Genomic DNA, 19,469 nt, shown 5'->3' with positions numbered 1-19,469 from the left:
ATGAAAAAGTTTCTGTTATTGATGATGGCTATGGTAATGGTATTCTCTGTCGGTTGTGCAAAACAGTATAAGGTAGAAACTGCTCCTCCGGCACCAGTTGCTGCTGCACCTGCAGATATGTGTATTCCAGAATGGGAAACTAATCCGCCAAGTGCTTCTGATGGTTTTTATGCCAGTGGTCAGGCTCAACTTAAACTTGCTGCACTTAGTCGTGAAACAGCTGATTCTCGAGCCATGCGTGAGATTGGTCGTCAGGTAGAAAGTAAAACAGATTCTATGCTGAAGGATTTTATGCAACAGAGCGGGTTTGGCGATGATGCTTCTGTGCTTGAATATGTACAAAGTGTAAGTAAATCTGTTTCTTCTCAAGTTCTTCGTGGTGCACGTGTTACAAAACGCCAGTTCTGTCCGGATGGAACAGTTCATTCACTAGCATTCTATCCGGCAGCGTCTTACAAAAAAGAAGTTAAGAAAGACGTAAAAACTGAAGCGATTAAGAAAAATTTGTATGATGACTTTAAAGCGAACAAAGCATTCGAAGAATTAGACAGTCAGGTTGACGCTTTGTTGCAATAAGTTATGCCGGAATAGTGCTATTTCAACGGCAAGGCTAGCGCTACTTTAACCACAGTTGTTTTTTGAGTATACATGAGGAATGTAGATGCAAAACAGGATTAATCTGCAAAATTAAGTTAGGTTAAATCTTACCTACTGCCGCAAGTGAGGTGTAAGCACCTTATGTTTTTAATGTCGCTAATGGTATCTGTGTTTCTGTAGGAGCCTTGTAAATTGGGGAATAAGCAGTTTCTGCTAGGTATGAACCGGCCTTTCACGCAGGCGACAGGGAGTCAAATTCCCTTGGGGACGCCAAGCAATTTAAGCTCTTACACGAAAGTGTAAGAGCTTTTTTTGTTTTATCCCATCACGGATGTGAGTTTTAAAATTTCCATTTTGAGCTGAATTTGCTTTGCCTTTCTCTTCATCTTTCTTCTTACCACACCGCAATGTTTATATAATTATCCGCATTTCATTGCTGATGGGTAAGTGAGGGCAATAAGAATGACGAAAAGCCGCAAGTCAGCTAGCAGCTCACCAATCATATAGCAAGTGTAGTATCCATCAGCATTCAGCTAGCTAAATATTAACCGTCTGTTTCTTTTGAAACAGACGGTTAAAAAAGTTTTCTACGAACCAACATCTGCCACCTAGATAGGCATGAGAAAATGGTTCCAACAAATTCTATGTAGTCCATATGCTGCTTTGACTTAGGGAAAGTAAAGTCTGTCTGTACAGAAAATATTTAGTGCTTGAGTTATGTTGATTAGATAGTGTCATCAAATGTACGGACTTATTTTACCTTCGACTTTGCCCTATTTTTCTTCGACAGGATATTTGTTTCTATACCAATCCTTCCAGCCGCCATCCAGAGCGAAAACATTTGTGTAGCCTGCATCGATCAATTTTTGCGCCTCCCGGACGCTTGTAGCTTCATTCGGTCAGGCACAGTAAAGAACAATTTTCGCATCTTTTGCCCAGCCTTTGCTTTTGGCGAAATCAACAATATCTCCTTTGAGACGAACAGCTCCCAGTATTTTGAATTCACTTCCTTTCCAGTCCGAGCCGGTGCGGACATCGACAATGGTGTAGGAACCCATATCTGCTTTCAGAGCTTCTTTGTCTATAGACCGAACGTCGTCGGCAAATGCTGTAGCTACAAATGCCAAGATTATTATGACCAAGGCGGCTAGTCTAATTGGTTTCATGGTAACCTCTCTATGAATATTTGTTTTGCATTGTACCATATATTTTTAGGGCAACAACTTTTTCCTGCCTATTATGCCCACTGCAGTGATGAAAATTGAGACGACACCTGCCGTGATGAGTCCTTTGAGAGGGGCTTCAGGCATCTGTAATACTGCATACGCGAGGTATGAGCATGAAAAAATACCACATATTTTTAACAACTTGGAAAGAAGTGAATCCGTGTCTGTTACGGAAACTGCTGTGGACAATCCATAGAACACAAACCAAAGGGCGAAGCCTCCAGCGATATATGACTCGGTAATTGGTTCGCCGGCATAACCACGGAGGAGCAGAATGGAAACCGTCAGAGTTGGAATGGTTGTCGCAACAACTTGCTTGCCCAGATTGCGACTAGGAAGTCGAGTTAAAAAGTGGGAATCCATAAGCGTGATGAATGGGGTTTTGAGAAATAAGAGAATTGTATTGAAAGCAACATAACTGCCCAAAATGATGATGCCTCCCATTATATACCGTCCGGTTTGACCCAGTATCTTTCTGGCGCCGATCATATAAGGGACAGTCGAATCAGCCAATTTTTCCGTACCGGATACGCTCAATGCGGCGTAGGCAAAAATGGACAGGAACAGTGCTGCCATGCCCAGAGCCAGAGCGTATGAAGAACCGGAAACTTTGTTCTTGGTGGAAGATGAAGCATAGAGTTCATAACCAATCAGAAGGGGGGCCATGAAAAAGAGTCCTTCGGAGAAAGGAGATAGTCCATACGGCAAAAAGAAGTCAGGTGAATTCGCTTCCTTTGGAGATGGAGCCCATAGTGAGGCAACAGAGAGAAAAATGATACCGACAAGTATCGTTATGATTACGATGAGTTGTATCTTTCTAGCGTAGCAGGAAGGTGCCAGGCAGGTGAGAAATGAGCATGTTAGTATGATGAAACTGAAAAGGAAGTTGGGAAACCAGTATAGGAATACTTCGTTGAAAGCATAGCCGGCAATCCCCAATATCGAGCATGAAAAGAACACTAGTGAAAAAAAGCGGACACCATAGCCAAATGATTCTAGTGCATTGGTGTAGGTGCCTTCACGGTTTGAAGTTCGTGGGGAGATAGTGACTATTTGAGTTGCTAGAAGAACTGCGGCGACTACAAAATACCAGTTCCCAGCCAGGCCGATACCGCTTCCTGTGATCATAAAAGCTCTGGGGGAAAGCAGAAAACCCATTGCGAGCAAGGCCGCTGTTAACATATTTACCTCACGCATTACTCCGTCTCAATAGACACGAGCCATGATGTTACAGTTGAAGTCACTGAAACTGTAACATGGACTACGGGGGTGAGATCAAGTCTGAGGTAATACTGAACACAAATATATTGTATTAAATGGAAGTATGGTTGAAAAAAGAAAAAGGTATTCAGATAGAAAGTCTGTATACCTATGTTTTCAGGCATGCCGCAGAAAAAATCTAAATCTCGATCAGCGGTCTAGAAGGTCAAAGTCTATCTTTTTTATTTAGGTAGTGTCTTCAAATTATTTGAATTCACAATGCGATACAGTTAAGGATCTTTCAGGATATGTTGCAAAAAAATAATTTTTATACACGCTAAATTTTCGTCCTTTTGGTGGCTATGCACGCCTCCTAAAGGTGGCATGTCGTGTGTGCACTTTTTTTCAATGGTAGCCCTAGGTAGGCGGGAGAGCGGGTTTGATTCCGATATTTCCTGAAAGTCTATGCCTAATTTTATCATTAGCATTTATCATTCAGACCCACGCTCTCAGGCTACTGAATATCTGGATAATATTTTTGATGTGCCCAAAGGTGCTGGAGAGGTGGGGGGAGCTAGTATGTAACGAAGCGTTAGTTTGGGGTAATGATTTGCAGAACAATTGCTCGAGCTACTGCTTGTTCTCTAGTGGTTGCCCCAAGTTTTTTTTTAGCCTTGTTCAGATGAAAGCTAACTGTGGCATCGCTGATGTTTAGTTTTTTGCTGATGTCAGCTGTGCGCAGACCACGAGCAAGCCAAGATAAACAATCGATTTCTCGTGAGACAAGACCACCTTCCGGAGTAATTTTTTTGTTGTGAATCTGAGCAAACCGTTCGAACGCTACATTGCAACATACGAGCATTTCGCTAAAATCTTTAATGGGCATTTTTTCGAGATCCTGCAAAGGAGTCTCGAACGAAATACTCATACCGCCCAGTCGATTTTCATTACAAAAGACAGGAAATACCAAGCCTGAATTAAAACCGAGCAGGTCTTTTGCTTCAGACAAGATACGAGCACCTTCCGGGGGGATATGGGAAGGCTGGTCATCTGTTGTAGAGTAAAAAAAGAATCCTTTGTGATAGAGGCAATGCTGGATAGCAGGGTCATTAATTGGATGATGCTGCTCAAGGTAGTATTGCATCCACCATTCTGGACGATTTGTTTCTATTTGTGCATTACCGGGGACAGACCCTACCCACGAGGCAACATATGGCACACCCCAGCGCATCATGTTTTGCGCTAGAATTCCCCATAGTTCTTTAGTGGATTGTGATTTTTTGATTTCTTCGAGGATGTCATAATTCATAGTTATAACTTTTCTTCAAATAAAAGTTTTCTGTGGTTGTGAGTTTTGTCCCGAAGCATGGAAAAGACACTTCAGCGAAAAAGGTAATCTTATCGTTTATGATGAATGATATAATTGGCTAAAGTAATTGTCAATTTTGTTAATAATCTTGATAGTTACACCTGCTGTTTTGAGCGTTATGTCTGCGTGGATTAACGAGCGGCATAAGCTTATAGCCATGAGAGAAACAGTCTCATTTTAGAATGAGCAAGCATTTAGTCTGTAACCAGATAGAAAAATATTAGAAAAACATTTGAAAAAAGGTGCCTGCGATTAAGCAAGGGCCTATTGGTATGTAGTCTGTATTTGTATTTATTCTAAGAATAGCGCGCGCAATAATCCAAAGGCATGCCATTGAAAATGCGACAAAAAAGAGCTTGGGCAACCCATATAGTCCGCTTACAGCTCCACAGCAGATAAGCAATTTAACATTCCCCCATCCTACAGGAATCTTGCCAGACATCATGGCATAAATTTTTCGCAGCAGTAGCGCGCTGCAACTGGCGACAATAGCGCCAAGCGTCATGTCATATGGGTCTGTTCCCAGTATCCTTAGAGAGAAAATGGTTCCAATAAGTATCGCAGGTAGAACTAACATGTCTGGAATAAAGTGGGTTCGAAGGTCAACCACTGCCAGCAGCAGAAGAGTTGCAGAAAAAAGAATCCCCACTGCCCACTCCAGATTAATCCCGAACTGGATTGCAGAGACCAAGCTTACGATACAACAAAGTACTACTAAAGTTGATCCTTGTAGAAGGTCTGTTAAAGAAGGCTCTTCAGGAATGTCTTTTGTGTTGGGTAGTACGGGGGTCATCTTGTATTTATTACGAACAGAGCAAACTGTTTTATTCGCAATTAATGAAATGAGAAGACCAGTGATACCACCTGTGAATAATGCTATAAAAAAAAGAAATTTATCGTGCATCTGTTTGGCATAATCGTAAAAGAGTAAGAAGGCAAAGTGTGTGGATATAAAAATCTACCTTTGGGTACAGGGGGGATAATCCTTCTACGGCTCTTACTTGCAGCAATGAGGAATACGTTGTCCGGAGTATAAATTGATCAAGTGGGTGGAGGCTGTTTCTAGAATAAATGAACGGCACCGAAAGTACTGATCCGATGCCGTTTGGATTATGAGAAAAGACACGTTGTGTCTTAAAAATCTACGCTTCCTTGCACCCAGAACTGGTTATTACGGGTGGTGTCTGAGAAGCCTCCGTTGTAGCCGAGAGTGAGAGAAAAATCGTCTTGTTGCATGGTTAAGCTTAGTTCTGGAGTAATGGTCGTTTTATCTTCTGAATCAACCATAAGTTGTGCCGCTGCAGCGGCGCGTTGAGTTACAGATATTTCACCATCCGTAAGCACTTGCGTAATACCAATGCCAAGCTGTGGGGTAAATAACCAGTTGTTACCTACTTTAAACTTGCGAAGCCATTTGATGGAAGCAGTGCCGTACAGTTCGTTGTCATCCAGTGATCCGTATGTAGTCGAGAACGTGGTGGTGTTTTTGGTGGAGTATTCATCGTGGTGTTGCCAAGTGTGAGTAAGGCCAAGTTCAGGCAAAAACTGATTTTCCCCAATTGCAAACAGGTATCCGCCAGTAAGTTTGGTGCGCAATGCATAGGATGAATACGTTGCATTTTCTTTTAATGCTGGGTCATTGTTGGAATACGTATTGTCACCGATGAAGAAGGAAGACATTCCGGTGAAAATCCAATTTTTGTCGTACCGACCAATTGCATGAATCCCACCGTAATAAGTATCAATGTCCTCTTCACGGTCTGAATATCCAGTGCCAACGTCAGTATAATCCACATTGCTGCGGGTATAGCCTGCATGTCCACCAAGATAAAAAGCATCGCTAAATTTATGTGTGTACCCGAGTACAAAGCCTGCAGTTCTAGAATCATAACCATATGTAGACGTATCTTCAGAAGTTGCAACGATTGGGCGGAGGAAGAGAGTGTGTGTGTTGTCAGAACTAGATTCTATAGTAGGAATAACTGTAGCATCTGAGGACGCTACCATGTGGCTTGTGTTGTCATTAATGCCAGCAACCTGTTTTTCTTGCACAGAAGAGGGGCGTGCAGATGCGAACAACATGTTTGAAAGTTCGTTTGCAATTGTATATTGCGATTTCATCTGTGCATCAGCAGCAGCGCGGGTAGAAAGAAGGGAGGGCGAACTTTTGGGAGCATAAGTAAAAGTAACTTGTTGCAGTCTACCACTGTTTCCTGCCGTGAGAGCTGCTTTTATGTCTGGGTGGGATGCAACAACATCGACGAACTGGTCGTCTGTCGCGTCTGAATGTGTTGCTCCTTTTTCAATCATTGGGATTTCATAGACTCCAACTGCAAAATGAACTCCCTGATGGGCGTAGAGTACAGCTTGCTGAAAAAGGAGATCTGCAGCTGCCGAAGCGTCGTTATTTACATGGATGCTTCCTCCAAACTCCGATGTTAATGCTTTGTTTGAATTGGAAAACTTCATGCCGTAGCCCGTCAGTGTAGTCACCCCTTTTGCAATATAAACTTGTCTGGCAATATGTTTTGTTGGATCAAAAGCATACCCTGATGCTGGAAAAGCTGAAGCACTAATAATCCCTCGTGAATCCAGTCTACCAGTAGCATTCATTTGAATACCCGTTGCTTCTGACACATCGCTTGTCAGCACACCGGCTCTCTTTTTCACTCCACCAGTAGCGGTTACTGTTATATTGCCCGTACTTAACACATCACCGGAAGCTATGATCCCTTTGGCATAGCCTTCTGCATCCGTTCCCGTGTTGTATTTATCAATTATGATAACCGAGTCTGAAGCAATTGCGTTTCCGCCTTGAGCTGTGACGATGATGTCGCCATAACTTGATACATTGCCTTTAGAGTAAATGCCTACAGCATCAGCATCAGCAACAGCGGAACCCCATTTATTTGTAGTATAAGTAGCTTTGCCACCAACAGCCTTAGCTATAACTGTACCGTAGTTAGTTACGGCTTTTTCAGAATAGATACCCTTAGCTTCAGCTGATCCATAACAACGGGCAGTGTTACTTGTACTAACATTGTTAAAGGCGGTTCCCCCCAGAGCGGTAGCTGTTATGTTTCCATAGTTAGTAACTGTTCCATCGGTGTAAATTCCATAGGCATAAGCATGAGCATTGGCGTCGGTAAATACCGTTGCGTTAGTGGAAGCTCTTCCCCCTTTTGCCGTTGAGAAAATTGATCCATAGGAAGTTACATTGCCGAGTGTTTTTATACCATACGCGTAGGCTTTGTCGTAATTTAATGAAAAATCGTCGGCAACTATATGGGTAATCCCAGAAACAGCTAGTGATGAAATATTACCATAGTTTGTGACATTGCTTTTAGACATAATACCATAGGCTTTAGCATTGTTGTGTATTCTGGAATAGCCGATAATATCGGGTGAAGTATAGGTGAGAGATGAGTTTCCACTTATTGAAGATACAGAGATCGCACCATGGTTCGTGATAACGCCCTTTGTTTGAAGTCCAACCCCCTCCGTTTCAGAGCTACTCGAGATGGTGTTAAGACTAACTGACTCTCCACCTCTTGCTTGTATCGTAATATCCCCATGGTTTTCCACACCAATAGATGAGTAAATCCCTAGAGCTGTTGCACTCGCATCAGTAGGCTTTGTTGAAGCAGTGCTCGCAGATAGGGACGAAACGGTAATGTCTCCATAGTTTTTTATCATTTCGTGAGCTACAATTCCGTATACTTCAGGGCTTGAATCCGAATTGATTTCTACGAAAGAAATTGTTCCATAATTTGTAATAGAATATTTAGATGGATTTACGACACCAATGCCGGCCTTTTCACCGTAGATATTGGCTGGGGCGTAAATGTTATCATAATTAACATAATCTTTTTCAAGGGATTGTATAAGTTGTCCCGCGCTAGCCATTTTTGTCGGCACTACAATCAGAATGCAGGATAAGAGAAGTAATTTTAGAAAGTCTTGAGCGTAATCTTTTATAGTAATGAGCATTGTTAGTCCCCCTTTTGCCAAGCATCATATACACAGGGGTAACTAGTTAACTACTATCGATTTCGATAGGATGGGTTGAGTTCCGTTTTTGCTTTGAGAAATTACCTGTTTTAAGGGTAGGTCACGTTTGTTGTTCTTGTGGTTTTAGAGTGAATACTGAAATTCTTGTCTAGAAGATTACACCTGCCTTTTACGCAGGCGGCATGAGGATAAATCCTCTTGGATAGAACAAGCAAAAAAAAAGCTCGTACACGAAAGTGTAAGAGCTTTTTTTTTGTTCAAATGTTGAGAGGGACGTTCAAGTCGTAAAAGGTCGCGTGGTTGTTGTTAGGCGCAGTTGCATCATCATTTTTCCTCCCAGTTGATTAAAAGGAATTAAAAAGTATTTTGCCTGCGAGAAACAGCATAACAACCGCAAGGAATTTACGAACAACAGTTTGTGAAAAACAGCGATCCATTACTTTGGTTTCTACATATCCCCCAATTACTGCCATACCTCCGCAAGTTGCAGCAACCCAAAAGGTTACGTCACCCATTTGAAGGTACACTAGAAATCCAGAGAAAGATGAAACCGGAACAACCAGTGCTGTTATTGATGCAATTTGTTACGCTTTAAAGTTCATCAATCCTAAAATGGGCACAAATTCTTTCTAGAAGAATATGTAATGGAATGTGCGTCGCCCACGGGTGCACGGAGTTGTACTGTTCTTCATCTGTTCGCACATCTAAAAATAAAACTTCATTGGATGCAATGAGACTGAGAAATTCTTTTCCGGTCACGCAGTGTTTACCACTCGCTAAGTATTCAAAGCTCAGTTCTCTCAGAGGGGTATGAATATTGATTCTGGGAGTCTCTGTTGTGTAGTTTTTCAAAGTAAAATTAGAAGAACGAGTTATGATTTTTTCATGCGTGCGTAGAGTGGGGCAGGCTTTAAAATAGTAGCAATTGCTCTGATCCACCGACCATGGTTTTTACTGCCTCAAAGTCAGCTTGACGCAGGTAAAAGAAACCAACGGCATCTTGAAATGAAGAGGCTGCCAGCGTGATAATTATCTTGTCTGTAGGCAGTTCACATATGCGGTCTGGAAGATTTTTCCAGAGGAATGTTCTTCGCGAACGGATAGCTGCAATGTGGGGCTTCTGTTCCAGTATGGACATCCAAGAGTAGAACACTTTTATTAACAATAATGTTTCGTACCCCTTCTGCAGAGGTTATGAACTCGCCGTTGGCAAGCGCCTCAAATTCCATTTCAGCTAAAATAGCATCCATGGGTAGTTTCTTTGTAAGTTGAGTGTGAGTTGGGTTGCAGATTTAGTCGATGTACAGAGGGATGCAGCTGTATGTGTTACTTGGTGTCGGTTTTTTCTTGAGTTTTTTTGCCCTCATCCGGCTGAGTTCTTTCTTTTTCAGCTTCAGGCGTTTCCTCAATGATTGTTCCGCAACAACATCCGCAATCAGAGCCCGTGCCGGTTAAGCGAGCCCAAAGGCTTTTTTTCTTAGTATCTTCCATAATAATCTCCCTTAAAGGTTGTTTGAGTGCTTACAGTATGGTGGTGAAGAAAATACCAGCCACAACAGCCGTTGAAAAAATGACTAGAACGATGGCAGCAACAAGGCGTTTTTTAAAGATAGAAGCAAGCATACTCATTTCAGGAATAGCCATCCCTGCACCGCCGATAATGAGCGCGATGACAGCTCCAAGCCCCATGCCTTTTCCCGCAAGCGCTAAACCAATTGGAATTGCTGTTTCAGCACGGATATAAAGAGGGATACCAACAAGAGCTGCGATAGGAATTGCAAGCGGGTTGCTAGGGCCTGCCCACTCTACAATGAGTTCCTGTGGCATGTAGCCATAGATACCCGCACCAATTGCGACACCTATGAACAGGTAGAAGAACACGCGTCTAAAATCTCCCAAAGCTGAACTAAAGGCTGCTTTGCTTTTCCCCCCAAATGTTGGGGGTACTGTTTCAGCTTCCCCACCACAGCAGCTCTGCTGAAGACGTACGTTGCGAACAAGTTTACCAAATCCGAATGCATCTAAAAGTAAGCCGAATGTTACCGCAGCAACGAATGTTACTATACCGTACATAAGTGCCGCTTTCCCACCCATTAAGGTAGCAATCATGCTTAAAATAATCGGGTTAAGAATTGGCGAGGCGATTACAAAGGACATTACTGGGCCGAACGGTGTCCCTGCATTGAGGAGTCCAAGGGTCATCGGAATGGTCGAGCAGGCACAAAATGGAGTCAGGCCACCAACCAGTGCTCCGAGAATATTGCCCCATATGCCTTTACGGGAAATCCAGCCCTTAAGTTTTTCCTGTGGGATATACATGAGGGCTAGCGCGACTGCGGTGCTGATTCCAAGGAATAAAATCGTAAGTTCAACGCTGATGAAGGCAAAATATTCTAAAGTCTTTTGTAGGTTGTTCATGTTGGTCTCCTTTTAGTTGACATCGTCAACTAATATTTTAAAAAAGGGGGACGAGCCCTTTATTTATCCAATGAAGTGAGTGTTCTCGCTAGTAAATTCAAAGAGTTGGAAATATCATCCCGCTCAGATGGAGTTACCTTACGTAGAGCCTGTTCCAGACGATCATTGGTACACTGCATTGCGTCTTGCAACAGTTCTAGTCCGGCGGGAGTAGGGGTAACGCAACAAACTCTGGCATCCGCTGCGGAGCGAACTTTTGTTACCAGTTGTTGCTTTTCTAATCGATTAACGATGCGGGTTGCGCCGCTTTTCGTGAAATCTAGAATTCTACCTATGTGCTGAACAGAACAGTTAGGTGTAATGGCAGTTGTTTGCAGAGCTCTAAATTCCGCAAGAGATAAATCTGCACAACATGCACCATTAATACCGCGGGAACTAAAGTGCCACGCTATTTCTAATATGTTTTCAACAACTGTGTTTGCTGTCGTTAATTGTTTCATGTGTCAGCTCCGTTTTTTCTAAAAGAGAAAATAAGCATAAAGGTTGATAGCGTCAACTAAATTTCTAAAAATTATTTAAGAATAAAAACTTTAATATTGAATCTAATAAGATAAAAGTGTTTTTACTCATAATTTTAGTCGCTCTAAGCTGTTAATTCAAAGTACAGCAATCAGGTTTTGTTGCTGTGACCATAACACGTAATGAAACTCTGCCAGTTTTGAGCGGAAAAGGTTTCTGATCGATGAGGACTCATATTTTCTGTCCAGAATAGTGGGATATGGTTCTGTTTCTGTTTTTCATTTTTGCTTGTCGTTAATAACCCTCGTCATGAAGTGATAGTTTTTGTATAAGCCGGGGCAATTTTGTCCAAGTGTAACTTTGTTTGCTTTTGTATAGTACCGAGCGTTGAAGTAGGTTGGCTTGTAAAAATTGAATTGCAAAATTTCTACTGAATTGGTGTTTCTATTGTGTGGAGCAGGTGTGGTTGGAAGAGGAAAATAAGGGAATGAAAACAGCGTCCGATGGCTTGTTTTCTTGAGTGCTTTAGGGCAGAAGGCTTCAAGCAATTGGTGTTATTTTTTGTGCTGAAGGAATTAATGTCCTTTAGTGTTCTTTTTTTAAAGAGTTTGCATAACGCTTAGACTGCATAGCAAAAATGTGAGGCAATTTTATTCCGCCTTACCGTATTGATACCGACACTGTGTAAAAGTGCTGTTGGTATCTTTTTTAGTATTGATAATGGGCTGTTAACGTTCATGCCTTGCTTGCAGTGTTCGTTTCTTAAATTTTACAGGTGTATCATATGAATAAGCAGACACAGGACTGGCGTTTTGCTCAAGCCAACAAAGAGGCGTTGTTTTCTTTGGGAGCCTACGCTCTGTATTTTTTCTGGTGGTTCATTTTCGGATACGGAATGGGCGACGGCGATCCAGAACAGTATGCGTATGTGTTCGGTATGCCGGAATGGTTTTTTTACAGCTGTATTGTCGGCTACCCTTTAATTACCATTCTACTCTGGGGAATTGTGCGTTTCTTTTTTAAAGAAATGCCGCTTGATGATGAAGTATCTGACGATGAATTGGGCACTGCGGAAAGCGAACAGCATGCCGTAGATTCCAATAAAGGAAATATCGCATGAGTGATGCGCTGATTACAATAATCCCTGTGGTGCTGTATCTGGCACTTTCATTTGCTGTGGCGCTTTGGGCGCGTAACAAAGCATCATCCAAATCTTCTCAGGGATTTATGGAAGACTACTTTATCGGTGGTCGTTCCATGGGTGGTTTTGTTCTCGCTATGACAATTATCGCAAGCTACACCAGTGCCAGCAGTTTTGTTGGCGGCCCCGGGGTTGCGTACCGTTACGGTTTGAGCTGGGTGTTTCTTGCAATGATTCAGGTACCGACCACCTTTCTTACGCTGGGTGTTCTCGGTAAACGTTTTGCCATTATTGCCCGTAAAACCAACTCCATGACTATTACGGACTTTTTACGCGCTCGATATAAAAGCGATGCCGTTGTAATCCTTTGCTCAGTTGCGTTACTCGTATTTTTCATGGCAGCCATGCTTGCTCAGTTTATCGGCGGAGCACGACTTTTTCAGGCAGTAACCGGATATCCGTACATTGTCGGACTGGTGTTGTTTGGTGTTACCGTTGTTCTTTACACTGCCGTGGGCGGCTTCCGTGCCGTAGTTATTACTGATGCCATTCAAGGTGTTATTATGGTTGTGGCTGTTGTCGTTATCCTGCTGGCAATCATTAATGCCGGTGGGGGAATGGAACAGTGCATGACAGCACTTAAAGATATTGATCCCGGTTTGATTACTCCAACGGGGCCCAAAAATGCTGTTCCGCAGCCTTTTACAATGTCCTTATGGATTCTTGTAGGCTTGGGGATATTAGGCCTGCCGCAGACAACGCAACGTTGCATGGGCTACAAAGATTCCCGTGCGATGCATGATGCTATGATCATCGGTACACTTATTATCGGATTCATTATCCTCTGTGCGCATCTTTCCGGCGCGTTGGGACGTGCGATTCTTCCTGATCTTCCTGCGGGTGACCTTGCAATGCCATCGTTGATTATGGAATTGCTTTCACCGTTCTGGGCTGGGGTGTTCATTGCAGGGCCTCTTGCTGCCATCATGTCCACCGTTGATTCCATGCTTCTGCTTGTTTCTGCCGCGATTATTAAAGATTTATATGTGCATTACAGATTAAAAGGCGATGCCTCTCTGATGCCTTCTGTAAGCATTCAGCGTATGAGCTTGATGTCTACTGCCGTCATCGGGCTGATAGTCTTTTTTGCTGCTATTCAGCCGCCAGATCTGCTCGTGTGGATTAACTTGTTTGCATTTGGTGGGTTGGAAGCTGTATTCCTGTGGCCAATTCTTCTTGGACTTTACTGGAAGCGAGCAAACGCAACTGGTGCTGTGGCTTCGATTACCTTTGGTGTTGTATCCTTCATTACAATCAGCATGATGAAACCGGCGATGGGCGGAGTGCATGCAATTGTGCCGACTACGTTGATAGCACTCAGCGCTTTTATTGCAGGATCGTATGTTGGCCGTGCTCCGAATGATAGGGTTATTGCCTTATTCTGGGGTGAACAGCGATAGTGTAACAACTTCTTTATTCTGTGAAAGGAACAGCTATTCACTGTTTTGAATGCAGAGAAGCTTGAATATATACAAAGGCTCTTACATGAAAATGTGAGAGCCTTTGTTCTGTAATTAGCGTGAACGTTGGTGTTGAAAAAATACTAGTTATTTTGTGTAGACAATTATCATGATAGAGAATCTTCTTTCTGCTACTGTCCTCTCAGGACACTTTCGATTATGTTCTCCAAATACTATACAACACCTCCAAGGTTGAGTTGTTGTTTTACCAAGCAATTCCTCAGGAGGTTTTACCGATGCAATCAACTGTTACCGCCGGACTTGTTCTTGAAGGCGGAGGACTTCGGGGAAATTTCTCTGCTGGTGTACTTCGGCATTTTATGGACATGCGTTTTTCGTTTTCTTCCTTGTACGGGGTATCTATGGGGGCATGTAACGGTGCCAATCTTATTTCCAACCAGCCGGAGCGAAACAGAATAGCAAATATACGTTTTGTTAACGACAAAAGGTACCTAAGCTTTTTACGTCTGTTAAAAGGCGGCGATTTGTTCGGAATGGATTTCATTTTTGAAGATATGCCATTGCACATCGTACCGATTGATTATGAAACGTTTAAAAACAATCCGATCAAATTTTGGATAGGTGTAACTGATTGCTATACCGGTGAAGCCGTGATGTTTGAAAAGAGCATGCTTGGAAGTCGGGAGAACGTGCTGACTATTATGCGGGCATCGGCAAGCTTGCCGCTTATTGCCAAGCCTGTGGAATATAACGGCTCGGTGTATATGGATGGTGGCATTGCGAACTTTATCCCGCTTCAGCAGTGTCTGGAGCATGGTGAAAAGCCGGTTTTGGTTCTTACGCAACCGGAAGGTTATCGCAAACATGCCAGCAAATCGTTAGCACTATGTAAATGGCGGTATCCACAATTTCCAGGATTGATCAGAGTGCTGGAGCATCGCCATGAAGCATATAATGATCAACTGGCAGTAATCGAGGCGAAGGAAAAGCAGGGCGAAATCTTTGTGATTCGGCCTGAAAGTACTCTTGGCGTCGGGCGTGTTTGCCGCGATCAGCGTAAGTTGTATCAATTGTATGATGATGGCTATGCGATGGCACTAAAGCATACAGCTGCCTTACAGGAATTTCTTTCAGCATAAAAAAATCCCCCGTTACATTAATGAGTGACGGGGGATTTCTATATGAAATTTTTATTCCAGATAGAGTGTCTTTTCGAGGAATATTTGCTTGCTGAGTAACGTGATGGAACCCGTTGCAGGCTTATAGGTGAACAGCTCTTGTAATGGTGTCTGGTTTGCGGCGCAGAGCAGGGTGCGTATGACTCCGGCGTGAGTTACCAAAATAAGCGATTCAGGCACTTGGCATAGTGGAATAACTACTTCCAGCACCCGTTGTTGAACATCAAAAAAGGATTCACCTTTTGGTGTTCGAAAGTGAGCAAAGTCATCGCCGCGTTGTTCGTAAGCTTCCGGCCAGTTTTTTTTGTATGTATGAAAACGTGAGGCCGTCCCATTTTCCCATATCTATTTCTTTTAAAGCAGATTCCGTTTCAATCCCCGCCCCAAGCTCGTTATCCAAAATCTCAGCAGTTTGCATCGTGCGCCGTAGTGGGCTGGCAATGATCCGTGGATTCTCCGGTTGTAGAGCAAGTAATTGCGGTAGTGTGTTTTGAGAGACGTGCGCAATTCCTTTTTCAGCCAATGGAATGTCTGTTTGCCCTATGCAAATTCCTTTATGGAGAACGGTTTCGCCGTGGCGAACGAGATAAATCATACTAGGTAGTCCCGTTTGCAGTGAGCAGTGTGTTGAAATCAACTTTGGCTGCTAAATTTACTTTATCTAGTACTGCTTGTGCTTCCTGAAGTTTTTGTTGAATTGCTGCAACAACTTCTGGGGACTCGGCATAACATGCCATTTTCTCTTTATACCTTCTGTCTAAAGTGCACTTGTTTGTGCCTTCTACAAACTTATCCGCTAAAAAAATGATCTCTGATTCTGTGACAGCGCCTTTTGCGGGTATAAGATGTGAGTGGTCTGCAATGCATTGCGCAAGTGCCGGAAAGCCGAATTCGGTGACTTGCTTGGCACCGACTGCAGCATGTTGCGGCATACCCTTCGCAATATCGTGCAACATAGCACCGGCGATAACTGTCTGTTTAAAAAGAGGGGAAATAGCGGGAAGTTTTTTCAGCATAATGTGGGCGACATCAGCGACTGACATTGAATGTTTCCTGATGTGTGTGGGCAGCGAAACAGTATTCCAGATGGCGTAACATTCCTGCATGGTGGGTACGGTGTAGAGCTTTTGCATGGCACACAGATTTTCGTAATCCGCAGGGGTATCCATATCCAGCAGCATTCCACTGTCTATAACAGGGATGTACTGGGTGGAACCAACATGCTGGTCTAACGCATTCGCTAGTCCGCCCTCACCACTGTATTGCAGAATTGCTTGCTTGAGGGATGCCCGCATACATGGGGGGTGTCCTCGTTTAGCTTCTGTTGCGTAAAGAAAATCCGGAAGCGCCAATAATGAACTGTCATCCAGAATAGGATGGATCACATCAACATCCGTTTGTGTGGCGCTATCAAGCAGCATAGCAATAGTTCGAGTGCGGATAAGTGGAATATCCACCGGAGTAATAAAAAATACATCTGCATCATCAGGAAGAGCATTGCAGCCAGTTTGAACAGAGGAAAACATTCCGTCATCAAAGTTTGCATTATGAATAGTGCGTAACTTGAGACGCTGGCATTCCTGGTCAACCTTTTCTCTGGCGTAGCCGGTGACGACTAACGGGGTAACACCTTCATGAATAAAGGCATCAGCAAGTGTCTGCAGCGCGGTTTTATCCCCAAGGTGCAACGTGGGTTTGCATTGTTTCATGCGGGAACCGTATCCGGCCGCCAGTATTATTGCATAGGCATTAAGCATGCGCTTAACCCTGTGCTTTAGTTTGAATGATCTCCGCCATGATGCTTACCGCAATTTCTTCAGGTGTTCTGCCGCCAAGTGGCAGCCCAATCGGGCAATGACAACGGGCTATGGCTTCATCAGTGACGCCTTCTTCACGCAGACGCTGATATAACCCATCACGCTTGCTTTTACTGCCGATCATACCAATATATTTTGCAGGAGTTGTGAGCATCTGTTGCAGCACTGTTTTGTCGTGCTCGTGTCCACGGGTTACGATTACAATATAGCAATCTTTGTGAACGGTAATTTCAGAGAGCACATCTTCTAATGAATCCACAACGAGAACGTGTGCATTCGGAAAACGTTCGGCATTCGCAAAGTCGTCGCGGTCATCCAATACAGTGACAGAGAATCCAGCAAGGTGGGCGACTTCTGCTGTAGGTTTCGCAACATGTCCTGCACCGGCAATAATGACAGTGGCTGACGGATGGTAGGTTTCAGAAAAATATTGAAGAGGCTGTTCATTGAAGAGTAACGGGGAAGCGCCACTAGCTGCTGCACCTTTAGCAGTGCTTATGGACTGCATGGCATTAGCATATTCCGCATCTGCCAATGTATTTGTCAGTTCATCTGCATCAATACGATTCCAGTCGTCACCGGACTGAACATAGTAGGCTTCGCGTGAGCTTGCATTGCCTTTGCGAACATCATTTTCGAGCTGTGCAAATTCCGCATGGTATTCTGGAATCAGTCGTTCCAACAATACGGTCAGTGCTCCGCCACAAGACATGCCGAGCGCGCCAGCTTTGGTATTATCCAGTTCGTAGAAATGCAGGGAAGCAGCACCTGTGTTGCCAGCGAGAAATTTTGCGGCAGTTTCTTGAACTTTAGCTTCGATTAGACCACCACCGACGGTTCCATAAAATTCGCCTTGCGGACAAATAAGCATGTGTGCGCCGGATGAACGAGGCGTTGAACCGGTGCTGGATATGACGGTGGCAAGAACGCAGTTATGCGCTGAGAGTTTTTTGGTGATATCTGAAAGAATAGAATGCATTGTAACCTCGTTACGTTACGCATATTTTGCGTTTTGCGAATCCAATAGAAATTTTGCCGTCATTTCTGCCCGGCAAGCACAATATATCCGGAGCATTATGCAACGGAGAAACAAGATCGCATAATAGCTCCTTTACGCTGGCTAATTGTTGGGGTGAGTTCTCACTCATGTCAACAGTTACTTCCAGCTTGTTTGGTGCCACCCAATATTGTGCTTGCTGGGCAAGAAAATTTGGAACAGAGAGTAACAGCCTATCGATAGACGTCGGAGTGACGAACTGGAACCAGTCCGGCGTATCGTTCGGCTGAACAATCCGTCGAATATTCGGGCTGAGTTGACGTAACGGGGAATCACACGGACAGGCATTTTTCATAATGTGTGACTCGTCGCCTGTGCGGTAGCGGATAAGCGGCATCCCTTTTCTCGTAAGGGTCGTAACAACTATTTCGCCGCGTTCACCATCCGGCAGAACCATTCCCGTTTCTGGGTCTGTAATTTCTAGATATAAATTTGTTTCGCGTAGGTGCATTCCTTTACTGTGTGCGCAACTTACAGCACCACCGAGTCCGGTCTCTGTCATTCCCCAGTGTGTGTGCACTCGGCAATCCCAGATTCTTTCAATGTATTTGCGAATTGAGCGGGAGTTTGCATCCCAGCAAAGCAAAACACTTTTTACTGGTGAATTCATTCCGCCTTGGTGCTTCCATAATTTTACCAAAGCAAGGACATGTGCAGAGGTTCCCACCACACAGTCAGGGCTATGTTCATTAAGCATCGTCAGCGAAGCTGTAACGTCATCAGGATCTTGATTCAGTACAGGATTTGCACCTAATTGCCGTAACCCATCCGCGAGTAATGCACCAACACTGTCTGGTTTGGGAGCAGGCAAGAGCGCCAGAACGGTGTCCCCCGCATTAACGAGGCAACGCATACCGTGGTTATAAAATGCCGTAGTTTCGTCTAGCTCATCTTGCGTGAAATAGAGACGTTTGGGTTTGCCTGTGGAACCGGAGGTTGTCAGCGTTACAACACGTGCAATGTCGTCTTGCGAAGTGCATAGAAATTTGAAAGGTGCTTCACTGATATCCGCTGATGTAGTTCGTGGAAGTTTTGAAAATTCTTCACGGGACGCGATGGAATCTAGGTTCAAGCCGCGAAAATGTTCAGCGTAAAAACTTCCGTTCTCTTTTGCATAACTGCAAACTTCTTTGAGTTTGCTAAGCTGCCATGCTTCAATTTGAGCATGAGAGAACGAGCGCGCAGATGCATCAAAACCCATATCTTCTTGAGCTGGTGCGTCTAGCGGGTTTGCCCCGATAACGATTCGTTGCTGTGCATTTTCTACGAAAGTCTTTTGCATTGCGATCCTGTAAAGAGACTCTTCATTTTAAGGGGGTGCCCCTAAAGGTACTTACCGTAATTTATCCTAACTATGCCAATCTAAAAGTACTGTCTTATCTGCCAATACTGCGAACTTCTCAGTACCTCATAATAACCATAAATAGGTAGTCCAACTTCGCAGTCGAGAGGGCG

General features: G+C 43.7%; 18 protein-coding genes. 4 read left to right on the top strand and 14 right to left on the bottom strand.

The features are described from left to right. Window positions 1–576, top strand: coding sequence for an LPP20 family lipoprotein (locus tag MKHDV_RS16595; protein WP_160717287.1), 576 nt, complete (start codon window positions 1–3; stop codon window positions 574–576). Window positions 577–1,370: 794 nt separating this feature from the next. Here MKHDV_RS16595 and MKHDV_RS16590 read toward each other — a convergent pair. The 9 genes from MKHDV_RS16590 to MKHDV_RS16550 form a co-directional block, all read right to left on the bottom strand. Next, a complete protein-coding gene (locus MKHDV_RS16590) occupies window positions 1,371–1,763 on the bottom strand; it encodes a rhodanese-related (seleno)protein (protein ID WP_305794757.1) in 393 nt (130 codons plus the stop codon). Between the two features lie 45 nt (window positions 1,764–1,808). Continuing rightward, the gene (locus MKHDV_RS16585; protein ID WP_160717283.1) at window positions 1,809–3,020 is read right to left on the bottom strand and encodes a hypothetical protein; all 1,212 of its coding nucleotides are present in this window, start codon (window positions 3,018–3,020) and stop codon (window positions 1,809–1,811) included. 595 nt (window positions 3,021–3,615) lie between these two features. Then, window positions 3,616–4,332 carry a LuxR family transcriptional regulator gene (locus MKHDV_RS16580; protein WP_160717281.1) on the bottom strand — a complete coding sequence of 239 codons (717 nt, stop codon included), beginning with the start codon at window positions 4,330–4,332 and terminating at the stop codon, window positions 3,616–3,618. A 280-nt stretch (window positions 4,333–4,612) separates the two neighbouring features. Then, window positions 4,613–5,296 carry an A24 family peptidase gene (locus MKHDV_RS16575; protein ID WP_160717279.1) on the bottom strand — a complete coding sequence of 228 codons (684 nt, stop codon included), beginning with the start codon at window positions 5,294–5,296 and terminating at the stop codon, window positions 4,613–4,615. 230 nt (window positions 5,297–5,526) lie between these two features. Further along, window positions 5,527–8,382, bottom strand: coding sequence for an autotransporter outer membrane beta-barrel domain-containing protein (locus MKHDV_RS16570; RefSeq protein WP_160717277.1), 2,856 nt, complete (start codon window positions 8,380–8,382; stop codon window positions 5,527–5,529). A 1,070-nt stretch (window positions 8,383–9,452) separates the two neighbouring features. Next, complete coding sequence (locus MKHDV_RS16565) at window positions 9,453–9,653, bottom strand: hypothetical protein (protein ID WP_160717275.1); 201 nt, start codon at window positions 9,651–9,653, stop codon at window positions 9,453–9,455. 76 nt (window positions 9,654–9,729) lie between these two features. Continuing rightward, complete coding sequence (locus MKHDV_RS16560) at window positions 9,730–9,894, bottom strand: hypothetical protein (protein WP_160717273.1); 165 nt, start codon at window positions 9,892–9,894, stop codon at window positions 9,730–9,732. 30 nt (window positions 9,895–9,924) lie between these two features. Then, window positions 9,925–10,821, bottom strand: coding sequence for a permease (locus tag MKHDV_RS16555; RefSeq protein ID WP_160717271.1), 897 nt, complete (start codon window positions 10,819–10,821; stop codon window positions 9,925–9,927). A 59-nt stretch (window positions 10,822–10,880) separates the two neighbouring features. Further along, window positions 10,881–11,321 carry a MarR family winged helix-turn-helix transcriptional regulator gene (locus MKHDV_RS16550; protein ID WP_160717269.1) on the bottom strand — a complete coding sequence of 147 codons (441 nt, stop codon included), beginning with the start codon at window positions 11,319–11,321 and terminating at the stop codon, window positions 10,881–10,883. An 803-nt stretch (window positions 11,322–12,124) separates the two neighbouring features. On the opposite strand from MKHDV_RS16550, the gene MKHDV_RS16545 reads away from it, so the two are divergent. The 3 genes from MKHDV_RS16545 to MKHDV_RS16535 all read left to right on the top strand — a co-directional run bounded on the left by MKHDV_RS16545 (window position 12,125) and on the right by MKHDV_RS16535 (window position 15,101). Beyond that, entirely contained in the window at window positions 12,125–12,460 is a 336-nt protein-coding gene (locus MKHDV_RS16545; RefSeq protein WP_160717267.1) for a YhdT family protein, read from the top strand. Then, a complete protein-coding gene (gene panF, locus MKHDV_RS16540; RefSeq protein WP_160717265.1) occupies window positions 12,457–13,941 on the top strand; it encodes a sodium/pantothenate symporter in 1,485 nt (494 codons plus the stop codon). The genes MKHDV_RS16545 and panF overlap by 4 nt, the downstream gene beginning before the upstream one ends. A gap of 296 nt (window positions 13,942–14,237) precedes the next feature. Beyond that, a complete protein-coding gene (locus MKHDV_RS16535; protein ID WP_160717263.1) occupies window positions 14,238–15,101 on the top strand; it encodes a patatin family protein in 864 nt (287 codons plus the stop codon). A gap of 51 nt (window positions 15,102–15,152) precedes the next feature. Here the strand turns inward: MKHDV_RS16535 and MKHDV_RS16530 are convergent, their stop codons facing one another. Genes MKHDV_RS16530 through MKHDV_RS16510 form a run of 5 tightly spaced genes read right to left on the bottom strand, consistent with a single transcriptional unit; the run spans window position 15,153 to window position 19,296 of the window. Next, window positions 15,153–15,485 (bottom strand): histidine phosphatase family protein, encoded by a 333-nt coding sequence (locus MKHDV_RS16530; protein WP_160717305.1) that lies wholly within the window; start codon window positions 15,483–15,485, stop codon window positions 15,153–15,155. Beyond that, window positions 15,406–15,735: a histidine phosphatase family protein gene (locus tag MKHDV_RS16525; RefSeq protein WP_160717261.1), complete on the bottom strand. Its 330-nt coding sequence runs from the start codon at window positions 15,733–15,735 to the stop codon at window positions 15,406–15,408. Before MKHDV_RS16525 ends, MKHDV_RS16530 begins: the two co-directional genes overlap by 80 nt. Window position 15,736: 1 nt before the next feature. Continuing rightward, window positions 15,737–16,897: a DVU_1551 family NTP transferase gene (locus MKHDV_RS16520; protein ID WP_160717259.1), complete on the bottom strand. Its 1,161-nt coding sequence runs from the start codon at window positions 16,895–16,897 to the stop codon at window positions 15,737–15,739. A gap of 4 nt (window positions 16,898–16,901) precedes the next feature. Further along, window positions 16,902–17,936: an XdhC family aldehyde oxidoreductase maturation factor gene (locus MKHDV_RS16515; protein ID WP_160717257.1), complete on the bottom strand. Its 1,035-nt coding sequence runs from the start codon at window positions 17,934–17,936 to the stop codon at window positions 16,902–16,904. A 10-nt stretch (window positions 17,937–17,946) separates the two neighbouring features. Beyond that, window positions 17,947–19,296, bottom strand: a complete 1,350-nt coding sequence (locus MKHDV_RS16510) for a DVU_1553 family AMP-dependent CoA ligase (protein WP_160717255.1) — start codon at window positions 19,294–19,296, stop codon at window positions 17,947–17,949. Window positions 19,297–19,469: the final 173 nt, after the last annotated feature.

Origin of the sequence: Halodesulfovibrio sp. MK-HDV (assembly GCF_009914765.1) — a bacterium.
GTDB lineage: Bacteria > Desulfobacterota > Desulfovibrionia > Desulfovibrionales > Desulfovibrionaceae > Halodesulfovibrio.
This window is presented reverse-complemented; position numbering and strand designations above follow the sequence as displayed.